The following is a 21,146-nucleotide window of genomic DNA, read 5'->3' as shown; positions in this document are numbered from 1 at the left end:
TAGGGCAATAATAATGAATGGAGTGGGGATGCGGGTACGTTTGCCGGCGTGGTTCAAGGCGCAACTGAAAGCGCGGATTATGGCGCGGCTGTCGGGTGTTGTGGCGCTGGCAGCATTGGTGGCCTTACCTGTAGGTGCCGCGGAAGTGGAGGGGGTGCGCTTGTGGCGCGCGCCGGATCACACTCGCCTGGTGCTCGACCTGGATGGCCCGGCGGAGCACAAGCTGTTCACACTGGAAAGTCCCCATCGTGTGGTCATCGATGTCAGTGGCGCCAAGCTGGCTGCATCTATTGACGGATTGCCCATTGCGGATACGCCCATTGCCGGTATTCGCTACGCGACCAAGGACAAGCGCGACCTGCGTCTGGTGCTGGACCTGAAGCAGCCGGTCAATCCGCGCAGTTTTGCCCTGCGTCGTCACGAAAAACTGCCCGATCGCCTTGTGATTGACCTGCATGACCGCGACCGGGTGGAAGAGAAAACCATCGAACAGGTGGGTACTGAACGTGACATCATCATAGCCATCGACGCCGGTCACGGCGGCGAAGACCCGGGTGCCCTGGGGCCCGGCGGACTAAGGGAAAAAGACGTCGTGCTGGCTATTGCCCGCCAGCTGCATAAAGCGATCGATGCCAACCACGGCTTTTCCGCGAAACTTGTTCGCAGTGGTGACTACTACATTCCCCTGCGGGATCGGGTGAAGAAAGGTCGCGCATTGCGCGCCGACCTGTTTGTTTCCATTCATGCGGATGCCTTTACCCGCAAAGATGCTCGCGGTGCCGGTGTGTATGCGGTGTCTTCACGTGGAGCAACCAGTGAAACTGCGCGCTTCCTTGCCCAGCGCGAAAATGAATCCGACTTGATCGGCGGTGCCGGTAGCCTGAGTCTCGGCGATAAAGACGATACGCTGGCGGGCGTGCTGCTGGATCTTTCGATGACCGCCACCATGAATGCCAGCCTCGATATTGGCGGCAGTGTGCTGAGCTCGCTGGGTAGCTTCACCCACCTGCACAAAAAGAAGGTAGAGCAGGCCAACTTCTCGGTGCTGCGCTCGCCGGACGTGCCGTCGATCCTTGTGGAAACCGGTTTTATCACCAACCCGCAGGAAGCGCGCCGGTTGCGTGACCCAGCGTTCCAGAAGCGCATGGCAGAAAAACTCAGTGACGGTATAGTGGCGCACTTCAACGCCAGGCCGCCCGCGGGTACCCGATTGGCGGCACGCGGCACTGGCGCGGCCAAGGCGCATACGATTGCCCGTGGGGACACGCTCTCCGGTATTGCCGCCCGCTACAACGTCTCTGTGGCAGCCCTGAAGAAGATCAACGGAATGCAGACTTCCATGATCCGCGTGGGACAGACATTGACGATTCCGTCGAGCTAGGCGGAAAACCAGCGCCATCCCGACCAGGTCTCCGCGGCGCGTCCGCGGAGAGGACAACACAGCAAGAGTTTCGATGCCCGATAATATCCGCCTTCTATCCCCAAGACTCGCCAACCAGATCGCCGCCGGTGAGGTGGTTGAGCGCCCGGCCTCTGTGATCAAGGAGTTGTTGGAAAACAGTCTTGACTCGGGCGCGACCCGGCTGGAGGTTGACCTCGATGCGGGTGGAGTAAAGCGCATCATGGTGCGCGATAACGGCAAAGGTATCGAGAAAGATGACCTGCACCTGGCACTGGCCCGTCATGCGACCTCCAAGATACACGCGCTCGACGACCTGGAAGCGGTTGCGACCCTCGGTTTCCGCGGTGAAGCCCTGGCCAGTATTTCCTCTGTTGCCCGCCTTACCCTGACCAGCAGTCGCGACGACACCGGCAAGGGCTGGATGGTGACGGCCGAAGGGCGCGAGATGGAAACCCAGCTGGCACCGGCGGCGCACCCGCGCGGTACGACCGTGGAAGTGCGTGACCTGTTTTTCAATACGCCCGCGAGACGCAAATTCCTGCGCACGGAAAAAACCGAATTCAATCGGGTGGACGAGACCATCAAGCGCCTGGCTCTGTCGCGCTTTGATGTTTCCATTAGTCTGCGGCACAACGGTAAGGGAGTTCACAACCTGCGCGGTGGCACCAGTCGTGCGGAAATGGAGCGCCGTGTTGCGCAGCTATGTGGTCCGGCGTTTATGCAGAATGCCCTGCATATCGAGATCGAGCGCAGCGGCCTGCGCCTGTGGGGGTGGGTTGCGGAACCGGCATTCTCCCGCTCCCAAGCCGACCTGCAGTTCTTTTACGTAAACGGCCGCGCCATTCGCGACCGGGTCGTGAGCCACGCGGTGCGCCGCGCATTTGCCGATGTGCTGTATCACGGCCGCCACCCGGCGTTTGTCCTGTACCTGGAACTGGACCCGGCGTCGGTGGATGTCAACGTCCACCCGACGAAGCACGAGGTGCGGTTTCGCGACAGTCGCCTGGTGCACGATTTCCTGTTCGGCTCGCTGCATCGCGCGCTTGCCGATGTGCGCCCGGGCCAGAAAGAAGAGGGAGAAGTGGCGGCGCCCCAGGTTTCCGGAATTGCCGCAGGTGAGTTCTCCGGTCAGGAAAGAATGTCGCTGTCCCAGGCGCCCGCGCCTGCCTCGGGCAGTACTTTTGCCGCCCCCGCGTTCGGTGAGCGCAGCTCGCCGGAGCGGATCCAGCAGCAGATGCAAGGGTACGGGGAGTTACACAAACCCTACGGCGGCGGTGTGGGCGAAGCACCGGTTTCGTCCCCAGCGAGCGCTCCGGCGTGGAATGTGCCGGAGCAAGATCCGGACAGTGAGGCGCCACCGCTCGGTTTTGCCGTCGCTCAGCTGCACGGTATTTATATCCTGTCGCAAAATGCCCACGGCATGGTCGTGGTGGACATGCACGCGGCGCACGAACGTATCGTCTACGAAAAAATGAAAGCCGCCCACGCCGCCGGTGGCATTCAGGCCCAACCATTGCTGGTTCCGGTCAGCCTGGCGGTGAGTGAGCGCGAGGCAGATTGCTTCGAGGAACGTGAGGAAGTGTTCACTTCCCTGGGGTTTGTGTTACAGCGTGGCGGCCCGGAAACATTAATGGTGCGGCAGGTGCCGGTGATGTTGCACGGGGCGCCGGTGGAGCAGTTGGTGCGCGATGTGTTGAGTGACCTGCTGGCGGAAGGTAGCAGTGATCGCATCGGTGACCAGATCAATGAGATTCTCTCCACCATGGCCTGCCACGGTTCCGTGCGTGCCAATCGCAAGCTCACCATTCCGGAAATGAATGCGCTGCTGCGAGACATGGAGCGCACCGAGCGCAGCGGCCAGTGCAACCACGGTCGCCCCACCTGGACGCAGGTTAAACTTACAGATATGGATAAGTGGTTTATGCGTGGCCAGTGATGTGAATAGCTCCGAAGTGGACGGTATACAGCAGCCCCGCGCCATTTTCCTGATGGGGCCAACGGCCTCTGGCAAGACTGACCTGGCGATGGCCATCAGCGAACATTTACCCGTGGAGTTGATCAGTGTCGATTCGGCATTGGTGTACCGCGGGCTGGACATTGGCTCCGCCAAGCCGACACCGGAAGAGCTCGCCCGATATCCCCACCGCCTGATCGACATTTGCGACCCCGCGGAAAGCTATTCCGCCGGGCGCTTCCGCGAAGATGCCCTGGCCGCCATGGCCGAAATCAGCGCGGCAGGAAAAATACCGCTGTTGGTCGGCGGCACGATGCTGTACTTTCGCGCGCTGTTACACGGCATGGCGGAAATGCCCGAGGCAGACCCCGAGTTTCGCGCCGAAATCGAGGCGCGCGCGGCGAAAGAGGGTTGGCCGGCATTGCATCGTGAGCTGGCGGCGATTGATCCCGAGCTGGCAGCCGAGTTGCACCCGAACCACTCGGTGCGCATTGAGCGCGCGCTGGAGGTGTACCACCTTTCGGGCAAAACGATGACCCAGTTGCGCGCTGAGCAACAGCGCGACGCGCTTGTGGATAAGTACCAGGTGCAGCAGCTGGCGATTGTGCCGCGGGACAGGGCTATTCTGCATGAGCGTATTGCCCAGCGTTTCGAGCGGATGCTGGCCAATGGCTTCATTCAGGAAGTCGAGGGGCTGCGCGCACGCGGCGACCTGCATGAAGATCTACCGGCGATCCGGGCGGTTGGGTATCGGCAGGTATGGCAGTACCTGGCGGGTGAACTTGACTACGGCCAGATGGTAGAGGCCGGCATTGCGGCTACCCGTCAGCTGGCTAAGCGGCAGTTGACCTGGTTGCGGCGCTGGCCGGATGTGTCCTACATCTATGCACAGGACGATGGCGGCAAAATTCGCAAAATTGATGAAATGTTGACTGAGGCCTTGAAATTTCTCGGTTGAGCAGCCATAACGTCAGTGGGCTGGTGTATCCAGTCCCTGTCAGTCAGTTATTCACAGAGCCTTCAATTACAATTTCGGCTCTTTTTTATACGCCTTATCACCATGGCCGTATTTAGTCCGCGGAGTTCGCGGGCGCGATCGTGCGTCATCTGGCGATTTATCTTTTGGCAAGGAGAAAAAAGATGTCAAAAGGGCACAGCTTACAAGACCCTTACCTCAATGTTCTGCGTAAAGAGCGTATCCCGGTTTCCATTTATCTGGTCAACGGCATCAAACTGCAGGGCCAGATTGAATCATTCGACCAATTTGTTGTGTTGCTGAAAAACACAGTAAGCCAAATGGTCTACAAACACGCGATTTCCACCGTTGTTCCTTCTCGTGCCGTGCGAGTGCCGCTGATGAATCCAGCTGGCCAGGGCGCTGAAGGCGGTAGCCCGGAAGGCGGTGAGCGCGAAACCTTCGGTTAAGTTCCCAAGCGGAACGTCCGAAGACTGGTGGACATCCGGAATTGGCCAGGAAGCAGTCGGCCAACCAGTGATTCACCATCGCGATTAGTACATGGCGCCCCGGCTTGTCCGGGGCGTCTGTTGTTGGGCACCATGAAAACGGTGCAATTTTGACCCCATAGAGAATAATCCTTGTTTTTTGATCGCCCGGAATCCGGTGAACTGGCCGTGCTGGTACATCTGGATCTATCTGCCATCGACAGCCCCGACGACCCGCGGGAGTTCGAAGAACTGGCGCTTTCCGCCGGCGCCGACCCGGTGGCATTCATTTTTGGCCAACGCGCCACCCCTGATCCCAAGACATTTGTCGGTCGCGGCAAGTTGGAAGAAATTCACGAGACTGTAGAAAAACACGGCGCGGAGTTGGTGATCTTCGATCACACACTTTCTCCCAGCCAGGAGCGCAATATCGAGCGCGAGCTCAAGTGTCGGGTTTTGGATCGAACCGGGTTAATCCTGGATATCTTTGCCCAGCGTGCGCGGACCCACGAAGGTAAGTTACAGGTAGAACTCGCCCAGTTACGCCATATGTCGACCCGCCTGGTGCGGGGGTGGACGCACCTTGAGCGTCAGAAGGGTGGTATTGGTTTGCGCGGTCCCGGTGAAACGCAGTTGGAGACGGACCGCCGCCTGCTGCGTGCGCGTATTGATTCCATTGAAAAGCGCCTGGACAAGGTGCGTCGCCAGCGAGAGCAGGGGCGCCGGGCCCGGTCCCGTGCCGATGTGGCAACGGTGTCTCTGGTCGGGTACACCAACGCGGGCAAGTCTACGTTGTTCAATCGCATCACCAGCGCTGATGTCTATGTACGCGATCAGCTGTTCGCGACACTGGACCCGACCATGCGCCGGGTTGAATTGCCGAATGTCGGCGCCATGGTTCTTGCAGACACGGTAGGTTTTGTATCCCACCTTCCTCACCGGCTAGTGGAGGCATTTCGCGCCACACTGGAGGAGGCTGCAAATGCAACTCTGCTGCTGCATGTGGTGGATGCGGCGGCCGAAAACCGCCTGCATCTGGTGGAAGAAGTACAGTTGGTACTTGAGGAAATCGGTGCCGCCGATTTGCCGCACCTTATGGTGTACAACAAACTTGATTTGCTGGCCGATATGGAACCGCGTATCGACCGCAATGAAGCGGGTGAGCCTGTCGCGGTCTGGTTGTCTGCGGCAACGGGTGCGGGCTGTGAGTTGCTGGTAGAGGCGATCGCCGAGCGCATTGGCGAGCAGATGGTCAGTGGCGTTTTGGTTGTTCCGCCACAGCATGCGCGCCTACGTGCGCAATTGTTTGCAAGCAATGCCGTGCAGAAAGAAGGTTTTCGCGACAACGGCGATGTGGAATTGCAGGTACTACTGCCGCGTTCGGAATTACAGCGGTTAATGGCGCCATTCCGGGAAGTGGCAAGCGCGCCGCAATGGCTGCCCGATGATCCTGAAAGTGAACCCAGGCCAGAAGACTGGGAACTGGAATAATTTTGAGCGGCTGGATTGGCTGCAATCGGAAGAATACGGTGCTGTACGCGGATAAGCCCCGGCAATCAATGCTAGAATTTCGCGACACTAACGATTGATAAATCTAAAGAGCTGGAGTTTATAGATGGCCTGGAACGAACCGGGTGGTAATAACAAAGACCCATGGGGTGGTGGCAATCGCAATAACGATGGCCCACCGGATCTCGACGAGCTGCTGCGCAAAATCCAGCAGAAACTCAATGGCCTGTTTGGCGGCCGCAGCACTGACCCGGAAAGCAGCTCTGGCGGCAGTTTTCCCTGGACGCTGGTGCTGGTAGTGCTGGCGGTTCTCTACGGGCTCTGGGGCTTCTATCAGGTAAACGCCAACGAATCGGCCGTAGTGCTTCGCCTGGGGAAATACCACGAAACCGTGACCTCGGGCCTGCACTGGAACCCGCCGATGATCGACCACGTCACCAAGGTCAACATGACCGAGGTCCGTACCGAGCGCACCACCGGCCAGATGCTGACTGAAGATGCGAACATCGTGGAAGTCGTGCTCACGGTACAGTGGCATATCAACGATGCCGAGTCCTTTGTGCTGCGTGTGCGAGAGCCGCTCAAGAGCCTGCAGGAAGCCACGGACAGCGCCCTGCGTCACGTGGTGGGTTCACTGACATTTAACGGCGTTATTTCCCAGAATCGTACCCAGGTATCCGCCGATACCCAGGTGCGTCTGCAGCAATACCTGGATCTCTACCAGACTGGTATCCGCATTGACACCGTGAACCTCTCTGACGCGAAGGCGCCGCGTGAAGTTCAGGATGCCTTCGATGACGTAACCAAGGCCCGTGAGGACGAAGTGCGCTTGCAGAATGAAGCCCAGGCTTACGCCAACCAGGTAATCCCGGTAGCGCGCGGTCAGGCACAGCGCATGATCGAAGAGGCCGAGGCGTACAAATCCCGCGTGGTTGAAAGTGCCCGCGGTGAGGCTTCCCGTTTCTCCCAGCTGCTGACGGAATTTCAGCGCGCACCGGAAGTGACCCGTGAGCGTATGTATCTGGATGCCGTGCAGGATGTAATGAGCAATACGTCCAAAGTGATGGTGGATGTCGAGGGTGGCAACAACATGATGTATCTGCCGCTCGACAAACTGGCCCAGGAAAGTGCCACTCAGGCCTCTCAGGCGCGCCAGGTGTCACCGCAGGTGATTGACGATATTACCCAGCGGGTTATCAATCAGCTGCGCACCGAAGTCGCCAACAGCCGTCGCAGCCGCGACGTGCGTTAAGGGGGGAATGCAATGAACAACAACAAATCACTGCTGGTGATTGCCCTGGTGCTGGTTGGTCTATTGGTATTGTCCAGCAGCGCGTTTGTGGTCAAGGAAACCGAAAAAGCCGTCCTGCTGCGCTTTGGTGAGCTCGTGCGCGTCGATTACGAGCCCGGGCTTTATTTCAAACTCCCACTGGTACACCAGTTGGTGAAGTTTGATGCCCGGGTACAGACCGTGGACTCGCAGCCAGTACGTATGTTGAACAGCGAAAACAAGTTCATGATGGTGGACTCTTTCGCCAAGTTTAAGATCTTCGATGTGGCGCGTTTCTATGTGGCCACCCGTGGCGATCAGGCCAATGCGGTCCGCCTGCTGTCGGAACAGATCAACGACCGCCTGCGTAACCAGTTTGGTGTGCGCGATCTGCACGAGGTGGTGAGCGGCCAGCGCGATGAGCTGATGGCGGAAATCACCAAGAACCTGAATGAGAAAGCGCAGAAGGATCTGGGTGTCGAGCTGATCGATGTGCGGGTAAAGCGCATTGACCTGCCGGCGGAAGTTTCCGACTCGGTGTTCCAGCGCATGCGCGCCGGCCGTGAACTGGAAGCCCGGGATCACCGCGCCAAAGGTCAGGAAGCCAGTGAGCGCATCCGCGCCAATGCCGATCGCCAGAAGGTGGTGATTGAGTCCGAGGCCTATCGCAAGGCGGAAGAGCTAAGGGGTGCGGGTGATGCAGAGGCCGCCCAGATCTACGCTGAGGCCTACAGCAAGAACCCCGAGTTCTACCGCTTCTCCCGCAGCCTGACGGCCTATCGGGAGTCGTTCAAGAGCAAGAGCGACATGCTGCTGATCGATCCGGACAGCGAGTTCTTCCGTTACCTGAAGGATCCAGAAGGCAAATAAGCCCTGGAACCTGCCCAGTCAATTGCCGGGACTGGTCACAGCCCCGGCAATTGATGGTAAAATCCCCAAAACCGGGCCGGCGCCCGGTTTTTTTGTGCCGGCCCGGTTTGTGGTGACTCTCTATCAGTTGGTATCCAGGAAGGACTACTGCCGTGTGGGAAGAGTTGGCGCGGGCCCTGTGTCTGCTGCTGATCATCGAGGGCATACTGCCGTTTCTTTACCCGGAGCGCTGGCGCGCACTGGTGCAGCGCCTCGCATCTGTGGATAATCGCAGCCTGCGCACTGCCGGGCTGATCTCGATGCTTGCAGGCGCAGCCCTGCTCACACTGCTTCGCTGATCGCCAAGATACAGACTTGCTCGGGCTTCACCGAACCCTTGGACCGCCTCGTTAACCGTCGAACGTCGTACATCATGACTCAAGCCGAACGCTGGATGCTACCGGATGGCATCGCCGAGATTTTGCCCGCAGACGCCAAACGCGTGGAAACCCTGCGCAGAAACCTGTTGGATCTCTACCACCGCTGGGGCTACGAGCTCATTATCCCGCCGATGGTGGAGTTTACCGATTCGCTGCTGATTGGTATGGGGCGCGACATCGACCTCAGCACGTTCCGGGTAACGGATCAGCTTTCCGGGCGCAGTCTCGGGATACGCGCGGACATCACGCCACAGGCGGCACGTATTGATTCCCACAGTTTTCCCCGCAGTGGCGCCAACCGTCTCTGCTATGCCGGGCAGGTACTGTACACCCGTCCGCGTACCCCAATGGGGCCGCGCGCGCCAATCCAGATCGGTGCGGAGCTCTATGGTGTGGAAAGCCTGTACGGCGACATTGAGGTCATTTCCCTGATGATTGAAACCCTGCGCGCTGCGGGGATTCGGGAGATACATCTGGACTTTGGCCATGTGGCCATTTTCCGCAGCCTGGCGGAAGCTGCCGGCCTTGACAGTGACCAGAAACAAGAGCTTATTGCGCTGCTGCAAAGCAAGGCGGTGGCGGATATCGAGCGCTGGGTGGAAGAGAATATTGGTGGTGCGGAGCCCGCAAAATGGCTGCGTACCCTGCCGCGACTGGCCGGTGGTACCGAATGTCTGGCGCGCGCGCGTGAAGTTTTTGATACCGCACCAGAAGTGGTGCGTGGCGCCCTGGAAGAACTGCAACAGGTTGCGGACGCTATCGCCCGACGCTACCCCGAAGTGGCTCTGTTTTTCGATTTGGGCGAAATGCGCGGTTACGATTACGAAACCGGACTGGTCTTCGCCGCATACAGCCCCGGGCATGGACAGGCGCTGGCCAACGGCGGTCGCTACAACGGTATTGGCGCGGTATTTGGTCGCGACCGGGCGGCCACCGGCTTCAGTACTGACCTGGTGACCATCAACAACCTGGGTGGCAATGGCGCGGGCGAAGCGGGCGCGATATTGGCACCGCAGGATGGCTGCGGGCAACTGTGGCAGAAGGTGGAAGCATTGCGCGCTGAAGGCGAGATCGTTATCAGTGCAATGCCAGAGCAGGGCGCCAGTGACAGCGAGACCCTGGCCCGCTGTGACCGCGAACTGCTAAAGGACGGTGACACCTGGGTGGTGAAGCCCAGGGGCTGAACCCTAAGCTATCTAGTTGACTTGAAATTTCCAGGCCGTTATTGACGGGCGCGGCCGACCTTTTTGTTTTGTTATCGCCTGTCTAACGTTGAACTGACGACACGAGATTTACGCACATGGGCAAGAATGTAGTGGTGCTGGGCACCCAGTGGGGCGACGAAGGCAAAGGCAAGATTGTCGACCTGCTGACAGAGAAAGTGGCGCTGGTAGTCCGCTTTCAGGGTGGTCACAACGCCGGCCACACTCTGGTGATCAACGGTGAGAAAACCGTACTGCACCTGATCCCTTCCGGCGTGCTGCGCCCCGACGTTACCTGCCTGATCGGCAACGGCGTGGTGCTGTCTCCGGAAGCGCTGCTCAAGGAAATGGGCGGGCTTGAAGACGCCGGCGTTCCGGTGCGCAAGCGCCTGCGCCTGTCTCCCGCCTGTCCACTGATCCTGCCGGTACACGTGGCCCTGGACCAGGCGCGCGAGAAAGCCCGTGGCGACAAGGCCATCGGCACCACTGGCCGCGGCATTGGCCCGGCGTACGAGGACAAAGTGGCCCGTCGCGGCCTGCGCCTCGGCGACTTGTGCAACTGGGACAACTTCTGTGGCCAGCTGAAAGAACTGCTGGAGTACCACAACTTCGCATTGACCCAGTACTACAAAGTCGAGCCGGTGAGCTACGAGGAGACCCTCAAGGTTGCGGAAACCTGGCGCGAAGAGCTGGTGCCGATGATTGCCGACGTGGCAGATATGCTGCACAAGGCGCGCGAGAACGGCGAACACATCCTGTTCGAAGGCGCTCAGGGCTCGCTGCTGGATATCGATCACGGTACCTACCCGTTCGTGACATCCTCTAACACCACTGCGGGCGGCACTGCGACCGGTTCCGGTTTCGGCCCCCTGTACCTGGATTATGTGCTGGGTATTACCAAGGCTTACACCACTCGTGTCGGCGGCGGTCCTTTCCCCACTGAGCTCGACTGTGAAGTCGGTCGCCACCTGGGTGAAAAAGGCCATGAATTTGGCGCGACCACTGGCCGCCAGCGCCGCACCGGTTGGTTCGATGCAATCGCCGTGCGCCACGCGATCCGTATCAACAGCATCTCTGGCCTGTGTCTGACCAAGCTGGATGTACTGGATGGCCTGGAAGAAGTGAAAATCTGTGTGGGCTATCGCAATGCCGCGGGTGAAGAGATCCCGGTACCTTTCGATGCCGCAGGCTGGGAAGGTGTCGAGCCGGTTTACGAATCCATGCCGGGCTGGAGCGATACCACGTATGGTGTGCGCCGCGAGGCCGACCTGCCCCAGGCTGCGCGTAACTACATTGCGCGTATCGAAGAGCTTGTTGGTGCGCCCATCGACATTATTTCCACCGGCCCGGATCGCGTACAGACCATCGTGCGTGAAACATCTGCTTTGTGTGAAATGGGTATCCACAGCCCGAGCGTCTGATCTGTTCGCTCATCCTGCTCCGGGACCGGCGGATACCCGCCGGTCCCATTCTCTGCTTGCCACCCGGCCTGTAAATCCCGAATATGAGACCGTTTATCAATTTATGGTCATAAAACTTTGCCATACTGGCGGAGTCGATCTGCATTGGGGAAAGCTCAGATGCCAGCCAGTACTGTCGCCCGCTACAGTTTTGCGGAAGAAATAGCCAACAGCGTTACCCACGGGATAGGGGCCTTGCTCGCCATTGCCGGACTCGGTGTGCTGTGCGGATTCGCTGCGCTGCGCGGGGACGCCTGGCACATTGTCAGCAGCAGTATCTACGCGGCGACCCTGATTCTGTGCTTTTCCGCCTCCACGCTCTATCACAGCATCAGCCACGCGGGGGCCAAGCAGGTACTGCGTACCATTGATCATTCGGCCATTTTCCTGCTGATTGCTGGCACTTATACCCCGTTTACCCTGGTAACCCTGCGGGGACCCTGGGGCTGGACAATTTTCGGCGTAATCTGGGGGCTGGCGCTGCTCGGCTTGATTATCCAGTTCACCCCATTAAAGAAAATCCGCGCACTCTCCATAACCCTGAGTGCCCTTATGGGGTGGGTTGTTATCGCGGCGATCAAACCGCTGATGGATAACCTCGCGCCAGGCGGCCTGTGGCTGCTGGTACTGGGAGGCCTGTGCTATACCGGCGGCATCGCGTTTTATCTCTGGCGCAGCCTGCGCTTTCATCATGCAATCTGGCACATGTTTGTTCTTGCGGGGGGTGCGCTGCACTTCTTTGCGGTGTTGTTTTACGTGATCCCGCCGGCAGCCTGAATGTCAAAAAGCCGTTGAATAGAGTGTCGGGTCGGTCACAGCATTGCTGACCGACGACTCTCAGCCCTTTCCGTCGACGGGCTTCCGTTCTACCCTTGAGCGAGCTGCTATCGCCAAGGAGTTGTCATGGGCCTTTCATTCACATCATTCTCCCATTCCGTCCGCACCGTTATCCTATTTCTCAGCCTGTTGGTTGCCGCGCCGCATTTCGCTAGCGCCGCCGCAGACCCGGGTTTTGAAAAGTGGAAAAAAGAATTTCGTAAAAAAGCCATGGCGGAAGGCATTACCGCCGAAACCTTCGATCGCGCATTCAAGGGCATCGATTCCCCTGACCAGTGGGTGCTGGACAAGGCCAGCTACCAGCCAGAATTCAAGGCACCTGCGTGGCAGTATTTCGACAATCGTATCACCCCGTACGCGGTGAAACGCGGTAAAGCGAAGAAGCAGGAACTGCAATCCTGGCTCGATAAAATTGAAAAGCAGTCCGGTGTGAACCCGAATATTTTGCTGGCCATCTGGTCCATGGAATCCAGTTTTGGCGCGATCCTGGACAACAAGACCGTGATGCGCAGCGTCATCCGATCCCTGGCGACGTTGGCGTATGCGGATCCAAAGCGTAAAAAGTTTGGTACCAGCCAGTTGCTAGCGGCACTGAAAATATTACAGAGCGGTGATATTGATGAGAGCCACCTCACCGGCTCGTGGGCGGGCGCAATGGGCCATACCCAGTTTATCCCCACCAGTTACCAGGCCTATGCGGTGGATATGGATGGCGATGGCAAACGCGATATCTGGAACTCGGTGCCGGATGCGCTCGCAACCGCGGCTAACCTGTTGAAGAAAAACGGCTGGCGCACGGGTGAGACCTGGGGCTATGAAGTCACCATCCCCGACCGCAAACTGCCCGCCGGCAAACTGAAAATTTCGGAGTGGGAAAAGCTCGGGGTAAAACGCGTAGGAGGCAAGGCATTCCCGCGCAAAGATGACATCGCCGAGTTGAAGGTGCCCGCCGGCCGCGGTGGCCCGGCATTCCTGATGCTGAAGAACTTTTTTGTCATCAAGCGTTACAACAATTCGGATCGCTATGCTGCTGCGGTAGGTATTCTTGCCGACCAGATCGGTGGTGCAGCGCCCCTGACCAAAGACTGGAAGCGTCCCTTCACGCGCCTCGATCACGATGAAGTGGTTGAGCTGCAGACGAAACTGAAAGAGAAGGGCTTCTACGATGGTGAGATCGATGGCAAAGCCGGGGGTGGCACCCGCAAAGCCATTCTCAAGTTTGAGGAAAGTGCCGGTGTCGAGCTGCAGGGCTTCCCAAGCAAAGAGGTGCTGGAACTGCTGCGCAAGCAGTAAGTGACTGCTGAAAAAGCGGAGCCTGGGCTCCGCTTTTTGTTAGAAGTTTTCTTCCGGTAACAGCGTGTCCTGAAGCAACTCAAGGTTTTCCAGAACTTCATGGGGCTCGTGAAAATAGGCGATGTGATACATCGCCTCACCTTCCTGGACCAGCGGAATATTCTGTTTGCCGATAATGATGCCATCGGCGTCACACAACACTTTGTCCAACTCATTGCCGTAGAGATCGGCAATGGTCGCGAGTGTCTCCCCCTTCTTCACATGATCACCGAGCTGTTTTTTGTGGTTGACGATGCCGCTGTCACCGGCGCGGAGCCAGCCACTGCGACGTGCTACAAACGGTGCGATGCCCAGCTTACTGCGTCGTTGGGGCAGCATCTTCAGGTGGCGGAGAACATTGACCACGCCCTTGAGTCCGGCGCGGATACACAGTTCGTCAAAGCGGAGGGCTTCCCCGGCCTCGTACAGCAGGATGCGTACGCCGAGATCTGCTGCGGCCTGGCGCAGTGAGCCATCGCGCAGGGTGGAATTCAACAGTACCGGAACTCCAAACGCATCGGCCATGTCGCGCGTTTCCTGATCGTCCAGGTTGGCACGAACCTGCGGCAGGTTGCTGCGGTGCAGCGCCCCGGTATGCAAGTCGATTCCGTAGTCGCACTTGGAGACAATTTCATCGAGGAATACATGCGCCATGCGCGCGGCAAGCGAGCCGCGGGAAGATCCAGGAAAGGAGCGGTTGAGGTCACGCCGGTCCGGAAGATAACGGGATTGGTGCAGCACGCCGTAAACATTGACTACCGGAACCGCGATGAGGGTGCCGCTCAGTGATTTCAGTGCCCGGCTATTGATCAGGCGGCTGATGATTTCTACCCCGTTGAGTTCGTCGCCATGGATCGCGGCACAAACAAAGATCGTCGGGCCACGTTTTTTGCCGCGATGTACGTAAACCGGTATCGCCATTTCGGTATCGGTATAGAGGCGAACGATTGGCAATTCGATACGTCGTGTTTCGCCGCGGGCAACGGCGATGCCCGCTATCTTGAATTCGTCTTCCATATTTCTCCCGGAAGTTGGTCCGGTTATCGCCCGGGAACTGACAGGCAAAATTTCGCTGGTCAGTTGATGCGGATTAACCGCGGGCCAAGTTTAAGATCCTGGTTAATTAGCATAGTCTGAGTGGCACTATGCCCTGTTATCATCGGTGATGATCCGGTGCAGCGGCTGTCCGGAGGCACTTGGGGTTCCGGGCTAACACAGAGGGAAGTATGAAGTCTGATTTACTCAAAATGGCGCTGATACTTGGGTTGCTGAGTTGCGTCGGCCCGTTCGCCATCGATATGTATTTACCCGCGCTGCCGGTGATGGCAGAAGAGTTTGGGGTCCCTGCAGCGGCTTCGCAATACACCTTGATGTCGTTCTTTATAGCGTTTGGAGTATGTCAGCTTTTTTATGGGCCCGCAGCCGATATGTTCGGGCGCAAACCGCCGCTGTATTTTGGCCTGTTTTTATTTCTGCTGGCCTCGCTTGGATGCGCGCTGGCTCCCACCATTGAATGGCTGATCGGGCTGCGCTTTTTACAGGGGGTGGGCGCTGCCGCTGTGATGTCGATTCCGCGAGCCATCATCCGTGATCGTTATACCGGTACCGAGGCGACGCGTTTGATGACCACCGTGATGCTGGTGATCTCGATTTCTCCGATGTTGGCGCCTCTGGTTGGAAGTATTCTCATAACCCCGTTTGGATGGCCGTCTGTCTTTTATGCTGTGGCATTGGCTACCATAGCCAGCTTGCTGTTAATTCATTTTGCCCTGCCTGAGACCCTGCCTGAATCCCAGCGAGCGTCCATTCGGCTTGATTCAATGCTGAGTGCTTTCCGCATTCTGTTCCGGGATGCGTTCTTCATGGGTATGACGTTAATCGGCGGCATGGGCATGGCGAGCTTTTTCTCTTTTCTGTCCATCGCGGCTTTTCTATATACCGACCACTACGGTCTTACACCGACCCAGTTCAGTTTGGCATTTGCGCTAAATGCGTTGGGCTTTTTTATTGCCAGCCAGTTTGCCGCCAATTTATGTGAGCGTTTCGGAGGTGTGGCGCTGGTCAGATGGGCCGTGGTCGGCTTTGCAGCCAGTGCGTTGTTAAACCTGGCAGTGATTTTAAGCGGGTGGGATCAGTTTTCGGTTTTGGTCTTGCTGTTGTTGATTGGCAATGGGTTCTTGGGATTGATCGTGCCGACTTCCATGGTGCTGTCTTTAGATCACCATGGCCCGATTGCCGGCACGGCCGCTGCGCTCGGCGGCACTTTACAGATGATGTTGGGAGTTGTGGCCATTGGAGTTGTGAGTACGGCTTTTGATGGTGGCCCCCTGGTGTTGGTGGCAAGTATCGGCACATGCAGCTTTTTGGCTGTGCTCCTCTCATTCCTGACACTGCGTCAGGCCCCGGAGTCAGTCGCTACCTGAACCAACGAGACAAACAAAAACGCCCGGCACTGCCGGGCGTTTTTGTTTGCGAAAAGTCCGCTTATTGTTTGATCCACGCATCTTCCCAGTTTGCACCGGTACCTGGTCCATAGTGGTAAGCGCTGTTGATGTTACACCACTGCCCGTAAGGGAAGGGGCGGCACTGGTACAGCGCACCATCGCTGCCCTGGACTACGGTTTCGCCAGGCACATAGCTGCCGATACCATCCGGGTAAACGTAATCGTAGTCACCGCCACCGGAACCGTCACTTGGCTGCTGGCTGACAGTGCCGGTGGTGGTTACTGTGGTTGTACCGTCGAAAACGGCGAGGGTTACGGTTACCGTGCGCGCCGCACTTGGAGCGCTCAGCTGCAGGGTGGATTCGACACCTGTTGTATTGCTGAGGCTACCGGCGGAAGTGGACCATGTGTAGGTCAGCGTATCGCCATCGGCATCGGTGGAGCTGGCCGCAGACAGGGCAATACTGCCCGCGCCGGTCAGTGAATCCGGGCTCAGATTGAGTACCGCTTGCGGTGGAGTATTACTGTTGGGTGTGTCGATATCCACTTGTACGGACAGATTCAGGTCTGCCTGGGTGTATATGCGGTTATCGGTGCTGCTTTGAACCGGGTTGATGTTGCCGCTGTCCGGATCCAGCAGGCCGATACGCGCATACTGTGACTGGCTGTTAACCTGTTGTGCGAAAGACAGCGCCCATTCCGCAGCAGTCTGATCGCTGGAGAGCGTGTAGGTCACGGTTTCCTGATCGTTACCAGCGCTGTTGAACAGGCGCAGGGTCACAGTACTGTCGGCACTGAGGTCGGACTGGGCGTTGAGTGCACCTTCATCGGCCCAGGGGCTGCTGCCGCCATCACCCAGAATCACATCAGTACATACGTAAAATGCTTCGGTGCTGTCGTCACGCTGCCAGGTGGTATAGATCACATGCTTGCCGGTCACTTGTGGGAACGGGCAGTTCAGGGTGTAGCGTTTGTCGGAGCCCACAGGAATATCGCCCAGGCGGCAGAATTCAACCAGGTCATCCCATTTCAGCGGCTCGGTCCCGGTATAGCCCTGGCGGGTGACGTAAAAAACCCAATCCTTGGTGGAGTGAGCGGCCGCTGCGTAGAAGCGGAAATCGAAAGTGCCGTCCGATTTGGGGGAAATTGGCGTGGCCTGCCAATCGCTGCGCACCAGATCGATACCAGCGTATTTACTGCGGCCCGCGGAGCAGAGCTGGCCATCCGGAATCAGCTCGCGATGTCGGCTATTGGCGTTCGCCAGATTGACCTCGTTCCAGTCATAGAACGCTTGTGTGCCTCCAACCTCTTTAGCCGCCGCACAAGCGGGGTCTGTTGGATTTTCCGGGTTATTGAGGAAGCAGTTGTAAATACGGCTTTCGGGTACTTCCATGCTTCCGTGCGCGGAAGCGTTTTGGGTGAAGGAACTACTGAGCAGGAGAAGCGGCAACGCCAGTGGCAGGGTGGCACCGGCCATGTACAGGCGCGGCTTTTTGAAATTGAATTTCATGGAAGAGTATCCTTTCTTTATTGTTGGTTTGTTAGAGAGCAACCGCAGGAGACTGTCTTAGGCAAAAATGACAGCGCTGTCTAGCACTGGTTATGCTAGCGAAAGTAGATGAAATGTCGCAGGGATATCGCGCCAAAATAGGGTACGCCCGTCCCAATAAGCGGGATCAAAACGTTTTTTTGTGATAAGGCGTAAAGGGTGGGTGTGAAAGACGTCGCTGTGTGCTTTTTTCCTCAAGGGTGTTTACTGAGCGAGTCGTGCGTGGAACGGTAGGGTGGTTGCGCCTGAATTTCTATTGATCGGGAAAGCTAGGCCGGTTCCAGTTTTGCGGTAGTCTCCGTGCTGGTCATTTCTGCAAGCAGGCAATTCCTTAGGGTATCGAGGCAAATGGTATTGTCGGAACCCCAGTAACTAAAGTCGCGATAATTCAACCCGGTTTCACCGTCAAAAATACCCGCTGCGCCGCGGAATGTGCCAAGCCCCTGAGCAGGACGTTCCACAATTTTTGCGTCGTCAGTATTTTTCCAGAGCGTATTGCCGGAAAAATCCAGTAGCGCAAGCAGGTTGCCCGAGTCGTCCGCAACATAATGTGTCGTTTCACCGTCGCTGATGCGAACCAGGGGTATACCCATAATCGGGTGGAATACGTAATGGCTGTTTGTCACCGCATTGTCGATCTTGGTGCACTCGCTCCAAAGTCCGAAGCTCCACCAGTGATTGAAGATCCTGCGCTGGCGGGAAGAGCGGCGGTGTGTACTGGTTTTGCTGTAGCGTCGACCAAATGGATCGTAGCGGAAGTAGGTCTTGAAGTCGCCACTCTCGGCACTCTGCATCAAGCCCCAGCCATCGTATTGATAGTTGTTCTTTGCGCTGCTGCTGCGCCCTTCCTCAATTATATTCCCCCGGTCATCCTGTTTGATTAAATCGCTGGCAGGGCGGGAAAGGAAAAAGTCGACCGCCTCTGAAAATGCATCGAGGCTAGCTCCAATCCGCCAACTGGTATCCGGGTCAATGGATAGACCGGTGGTGAAACCTCCACGGATGTTTTTTGTAACCCGGTTTACCCCAAGGCTCCAGATACTGTCGTCGTCACCAGCTTCACAGCGTAAGACCGCAGATCCATTGGCATTGGCACCGTAAAGGCTGCCGTCAGGTGCAAACAGGAAATTGATGTTGAAGTTGTCGGAACCGGAGGATTTCAGCCAGCCGCGCTGGTCGTAATCATGATTGATACTGACACTGTCGCTTTCCGTGAAATCGTGATGTTCGGCAATCAGTCGGCCTCGATTATCGTAATGGAAGCGAACCTGACTGTGGCTATTTGTCGCCTGCGTTAGCCTTGTCTGCTGGTCAAAGTGGAAATCACAGTGCTGGCCACTGTTGTTGCGTATTTGTTCTAAGGCGCCGACGGAATCGTAGCGAAGGTACCAGTGGTTATCGCCGTCGCGGTACTCTTTTATTCGCCCGCATACATCATAGTGCCACTCTCGCTGATGGCCGTTGCGATCTGAAAAATGTATGGGCTGGGAAAAACCATCGTATTTCCAGGTGAACATTCCGCACTGACGACCGAGTTCGGGCTCGCCTTCGAAATAACACTCGATCAACCGACCCAGCGTATCGTACCTAAGGTTCCACTGTTTTCCGGAGTGGAAACTGGCACGTCGAATCCGATTGCACTCGTCGTACTGCCATTGAAGCCATGGTTCAGCATTACAGCTGATTCCACAGATTCGTTGTGAGTCATCGCGTATGAAGTCGTAGGTTTTATTGCCCAGCAGGGTGCTCGAAAGTGCGCCGGACTGACCATAGTGCCAGTGGCGTTCGAGTTGTAGTCCACAGTGAAAACCTGTTGCCCGACCAGAGTCGTCGTAATCAAAAGTGTACTTCTGGCTACCTCGCAATACTGCGGATAGTTGCGATTGAGCATCCCATTCAAGCGCTACCCGGCCACCTTCCGGGTCTGTGAGCTGCCGCAACTGGCCGTGGTCGTCGTAGTCGCAATGCCATTCATTGCCAGATGGATCGCGAATCGCAAGCGGATGAGCGTGGTTGCCGTAGCGGAACGTCCAGTTGGAGCAAAGAGATACTGGTCCAGTATTTTGTGTAAACACCCCGGAACCTTGCAGGCGTCCATGATTGTCATAGACAAAGCGCCGATGCAAACCGTTGCTGGTATGTCGAGTTAGCCTGCCGAGTTCGTCGTGGCGAAAGATGGTGCGCTGCCCGCTGGGCGATACGTGCTGACAAAGGTTGCCATAGTGGTCGTACAGCCAAGACTGTTCGCGGTCTTGTTGTTTCTCGCGAACAAGGTGGCCATACATATCGAATTGCCATTGCTTGTTGTGTAGAAAATCACACGACAAGGTGCAGCGGTTGCGCCCCTGTTGCCGGCGAATACTATAGCCTGCGCCATTTACCTTTAACCGATGGCAGCGGCCGGCCTTGTCATATGAAAACTTAATGTCACCTTCTGGTTGGCCAGTCAGGGCAATGAGTTCGCCATCCAGATATTGATAATCTTCGCGACTGGAACCAGCGATGATATGGCTCAAGTTTTCTTCGTCGTCATACGCGTAGTGACACAGCGCCGGTACTGATTGTGGTGTTTGGGCATTATTGACCCGAATCAGATTTTCGTTTTCGTAAACAAATTCCAGCGTTCGCCCCCAGGACGTCACAATTTTGTGGGGCTTTCCATCCCGGTAATCCACTGTGAGCGTATTGCCAAAACTATCGCGGATTTCACTCAGGGGAGCGGTGTGTCCAGTCCCGTCCGCACGAAATATCTTGTCCGGGCTATCGAAAGCGCTAATGCGGAAGCTATGCAGGCTTTGCCTTGATAGCAGCAAGCGCTCGCGCCGATTAAAACAGCTGTGGCCGATGGCAGGCACATCAAACGTTACAACGCGACCATCGGGGGTATGCAGGAAAATTTTCTGTTCAAGAGCGCCGCCAGTCTCGGGTAACTGCAGCGTTTCGCATAGACTGTGGTTCCACCGATGGCCGAGACCACTTTTACTGTCCAGGTTTTGGCGATAAAAGCGTTGCCAATGAAAAGTAAAGGGTCCCGGGAGCGTGAAGTCTGTTCTGGAAAATGCAAGCTCACCATTTGCCGCGATCACGTGCCCTGCTACTTGTTCGCAGTCTGATAGCGGCGGTACAGGATCGCCACTGCGGTTGTGCCCGGCGTAGTTGCAGTAACGTATCGGGCTATTTTGTGGCAGCAGCATTTGAGGCTGTCGGGGTGCTTCGGCGAGGGTGTAATGGTTGGCCTGTATCTGGGGCGGTCTTGGCCAGATAGGGTTAGCTATCGCAACTGGTACGGCCGAACCATTTTTGTTGTCCAGGCTGTTGATCCATTCACAAAGCTGCTGCGCGTCGCCGGGACGTGTAGGTATCGGCGGCGGTTGTAGGGCCGCGAGTGATTTGGGAATGAAATCGACCAGACGTTCCGGTGTCATGTCGTTAACTCATTGAGCAGTAGTTGAGGG

The 21,146-nt window shown here is 57.2% G+C and carries 16 protein-coding genes; 13 read left to right on the top strand and 3 right to left on the bottom strand.

Annotation, left to right across the window (positions count from 1 at the left end; genetic code table 11):
- The first annotated feature begins 79 nt into the window (after positions 1-79).
- The 12 genes from LC093_RS13170 (at position 80) to LC093_RS13115 (ending at position 13,659) form a co-directional block, all read left to right on the top strand.
- Positions 80-1,381 (top strand): N-acetylmuramoyl-L-alanine amidase, encoded by a 1,302-nt coding sequence (locus LC093_RS13170; protein ID WP_226665595.1) that lies wholly within the window; start codon positions 80-82, stop codon positions 1,379-1,381.
- Positions 1,382-1,454: 73 nt separating this feature from the next.
- On the top strand, positions 1,455-3,338 hold the full coding sequence (gene mutL / locus LC093_RS13165; protein ID WP_226665457.1) for a DNA mismatch repair endonuclease MutL: 1,884 nt from the start codon (positions 1,455-1,457) through the stop codon (positions 3,336-3,338).
- 52 nt (positions 3,339-3,390) lie between these two features.
- The gene (gene miaA, locus LC093_RS13160; protein ID WP_226665592.1) at positions 3,391-4,314 is read left to right on the top strand and encodes a tRNA (adenosine(37)-N6)-dimethylallyltransferase MiaA; all 924 of its coding nucleotides are present in this window, start codon (positions 3,391-3,393) and stop codon (positions 4,312-4,314) included.
- Positions 4,315-4,496: 182 nt separating this feature from the next.
- A complete protein-coding gene (gene hfq / locus LC093_RS13155) occupies positions 4,497-4,781 on the top strand; it encodes an RNA chaperone Hfq (RefSeq protein WP_226665589.1) in 285 nt (94 codons plus the stop codon).
- Between the two features lie 171 nt (positions 4,782-4,952).
- The gene (hflX, locus tag LC093_RS13150) at positions 4,953-6,290 is read left to right on the top strand and encodes a ribosome rescue GTPase HflX (protein ID WP_226665455.1); all 1,338 of its coding nucleotides are present in this window, start codon (positions 4,953-4,955) and stop codon (positions 6,288-6,290) included.
- Positions 6,291-6,414: 124 nt separating this feature from the next.
- Positions 6,415-7,560, top strand: a complete 1,146-nt coding sequence (gene hflK, locus LC093_RS13145) for an FtsH protease activity modulator HflK (RefSeq protein WP_226665448.1) — start codon at positions 6,415-6,417, stop codon at positions 7,558-7,560.
- Between the two features lie 12 nt (positions 7,561-7,572).
- Complete coding sequence (gene hflC / locus LC093_RS13140) at positions 7,573-8,448, top strand: protease modulator HflC (RefSeq protein ID WP_226665446.1); 876 nt, start codon at positions 7,573-7,575, stop codon at positions 8,446-8,448.
- A 152-nt stretch (positions 8,449-8,600) separates the two neighbouring features.
- A complete protein-coding gene (locus LC093_RS13135; RefSeq protein WP_226665444.1) occupies positions 8,601-8,786 on the top strand; it encodes a DUF2065 domain-containing protein in 186 nt (61 codons plus the stop codon).
- Between the two features lie 74 nt (positions 8,787-8,860).
- Positions 8,861-10,051, top strand: coding sequence for an ATP phosphoribosyltransferase regulatory subunit (locus LC093_RS13130; RefSeq protein WP_226665442.1), 1,191 nt, complete (start codon positions 8,861-8,863; stop codon positions 10,049-10,051).
- A 116-nt stretch (positions 10,052-10,167) separates the two neighbouring features.
- A complete protein-coding gene (locus LC093_RS13125; protein WP_226665440.1) occupies positions 10,168-11,490 on the top strand; it encodes an adenylosuccinate synthase in 1,323 nt (440 codons plus the stop codon).
- 159 nt (positions 11,491-11,649) lie between these two features.
- On the top strand, positions 11,650-12,306 hold the full coding sequence (gene trhA, locus LC093_RS13120; protein WP_226665438.1) for a PAQR family membrane homeostasis protein TrhA: 657 nt from the start codon (positions 11,650-11,652) through the stop codon (positions 12,304-12,306).
- A 126-nt stretch (positions 12,307-12,432) separates the two neighbouring features.
- Positions 12,433-13,659, top strand: a complete 1,227-nt coding sequence (locus LC093_RS13115) for a lytic murein transglycosylase (protein ID WP_226665436.1) — start codon at positions 12,433-12,435, stop codon at positions 13,657-13,659.
- 39 nt (positions 13,660-13,698) lie between these two features.
- On the opposite strand, the gene LC093_RS13110 is transcribed toward LC093_RS13115, so the two are convergent.
- On the bottom strand, positions 13,699-14,715 hold the full coding sequence (locus tag LC093_RS13110; protein WP_226665435.1) for a succinylglutamate desuccinylase/aspartoacylase family protein: 1,017 nt from the start codon (positions 14,713-14,715) through the stop codon (positions 13,699-13,701).
- A gap of 209 nt (positions 14,716-14,924) precedes the next feature.
- Here LC093_RS13110 and LC093_RS13105 point away from each other — a divergent pair, with 209 nt between their 5' ends.
- A complete protein-coding gene (locus LC093_RS13105) occupies positions 14,925-16,121 on the top strand; it encodes a multidrug effflux MFS transporter (protein ID WP_226665433.1) in 1,197 nt (398 codons plus the stop codon).
- A 61-nt stretch (positions 16,122-16,182) separates the two neighbouring features.
- On the opposite strand, the gene LC093_RS13100 is transcribed toward LC093_RS13105, so the two are convergent.
- Together LC093_RS13100 and LC093_RS13095 are read right to left on the bottom strand one after the other, a co-directional pair.
- The gene (locus LC093_RS13100) at positions 16,183-17,652 is read right to left on the bottom strand and encodes a lytic polysaccharide monooxygenase (RefSeq protein ID WP_226665430.1); all 1,470 of its coding nucleotides are present in this window, start codon (positions 17,650-17,652) and stop codon (positions 16,183-16,185) included.
- Between the two features lie 308 nt (positions 17,653-17,960).
- Positions 17,961-21,116, bottom strand: coding sequence for a DUF6531 domain-containing protein (locus tag LC093_RS13095; RefSeq protein ID WP_226665424.1), 3,156 nt, complete (start codon positions 21,114-21,116; stop codon positions 17,961-17,963).
- Between the last annotated feature and the right edge of the window lie 30 nt (positions 21,117-21,146).

Origin of the sequence: Microbulbifer aggregans, from assembly GCF_020524005.1 — a bacterium.
Taxonomy (GTDB): Bacteria; Pseudomonadota; Gammaproteobacteria; order Pseudomonadales; family Cellvibrionaceae; genus Microbulbifer; species Microbulbifer aggregans_A.
This window is presented reverse-complemented; position numbering and strand designations above follow the sequence as displayed.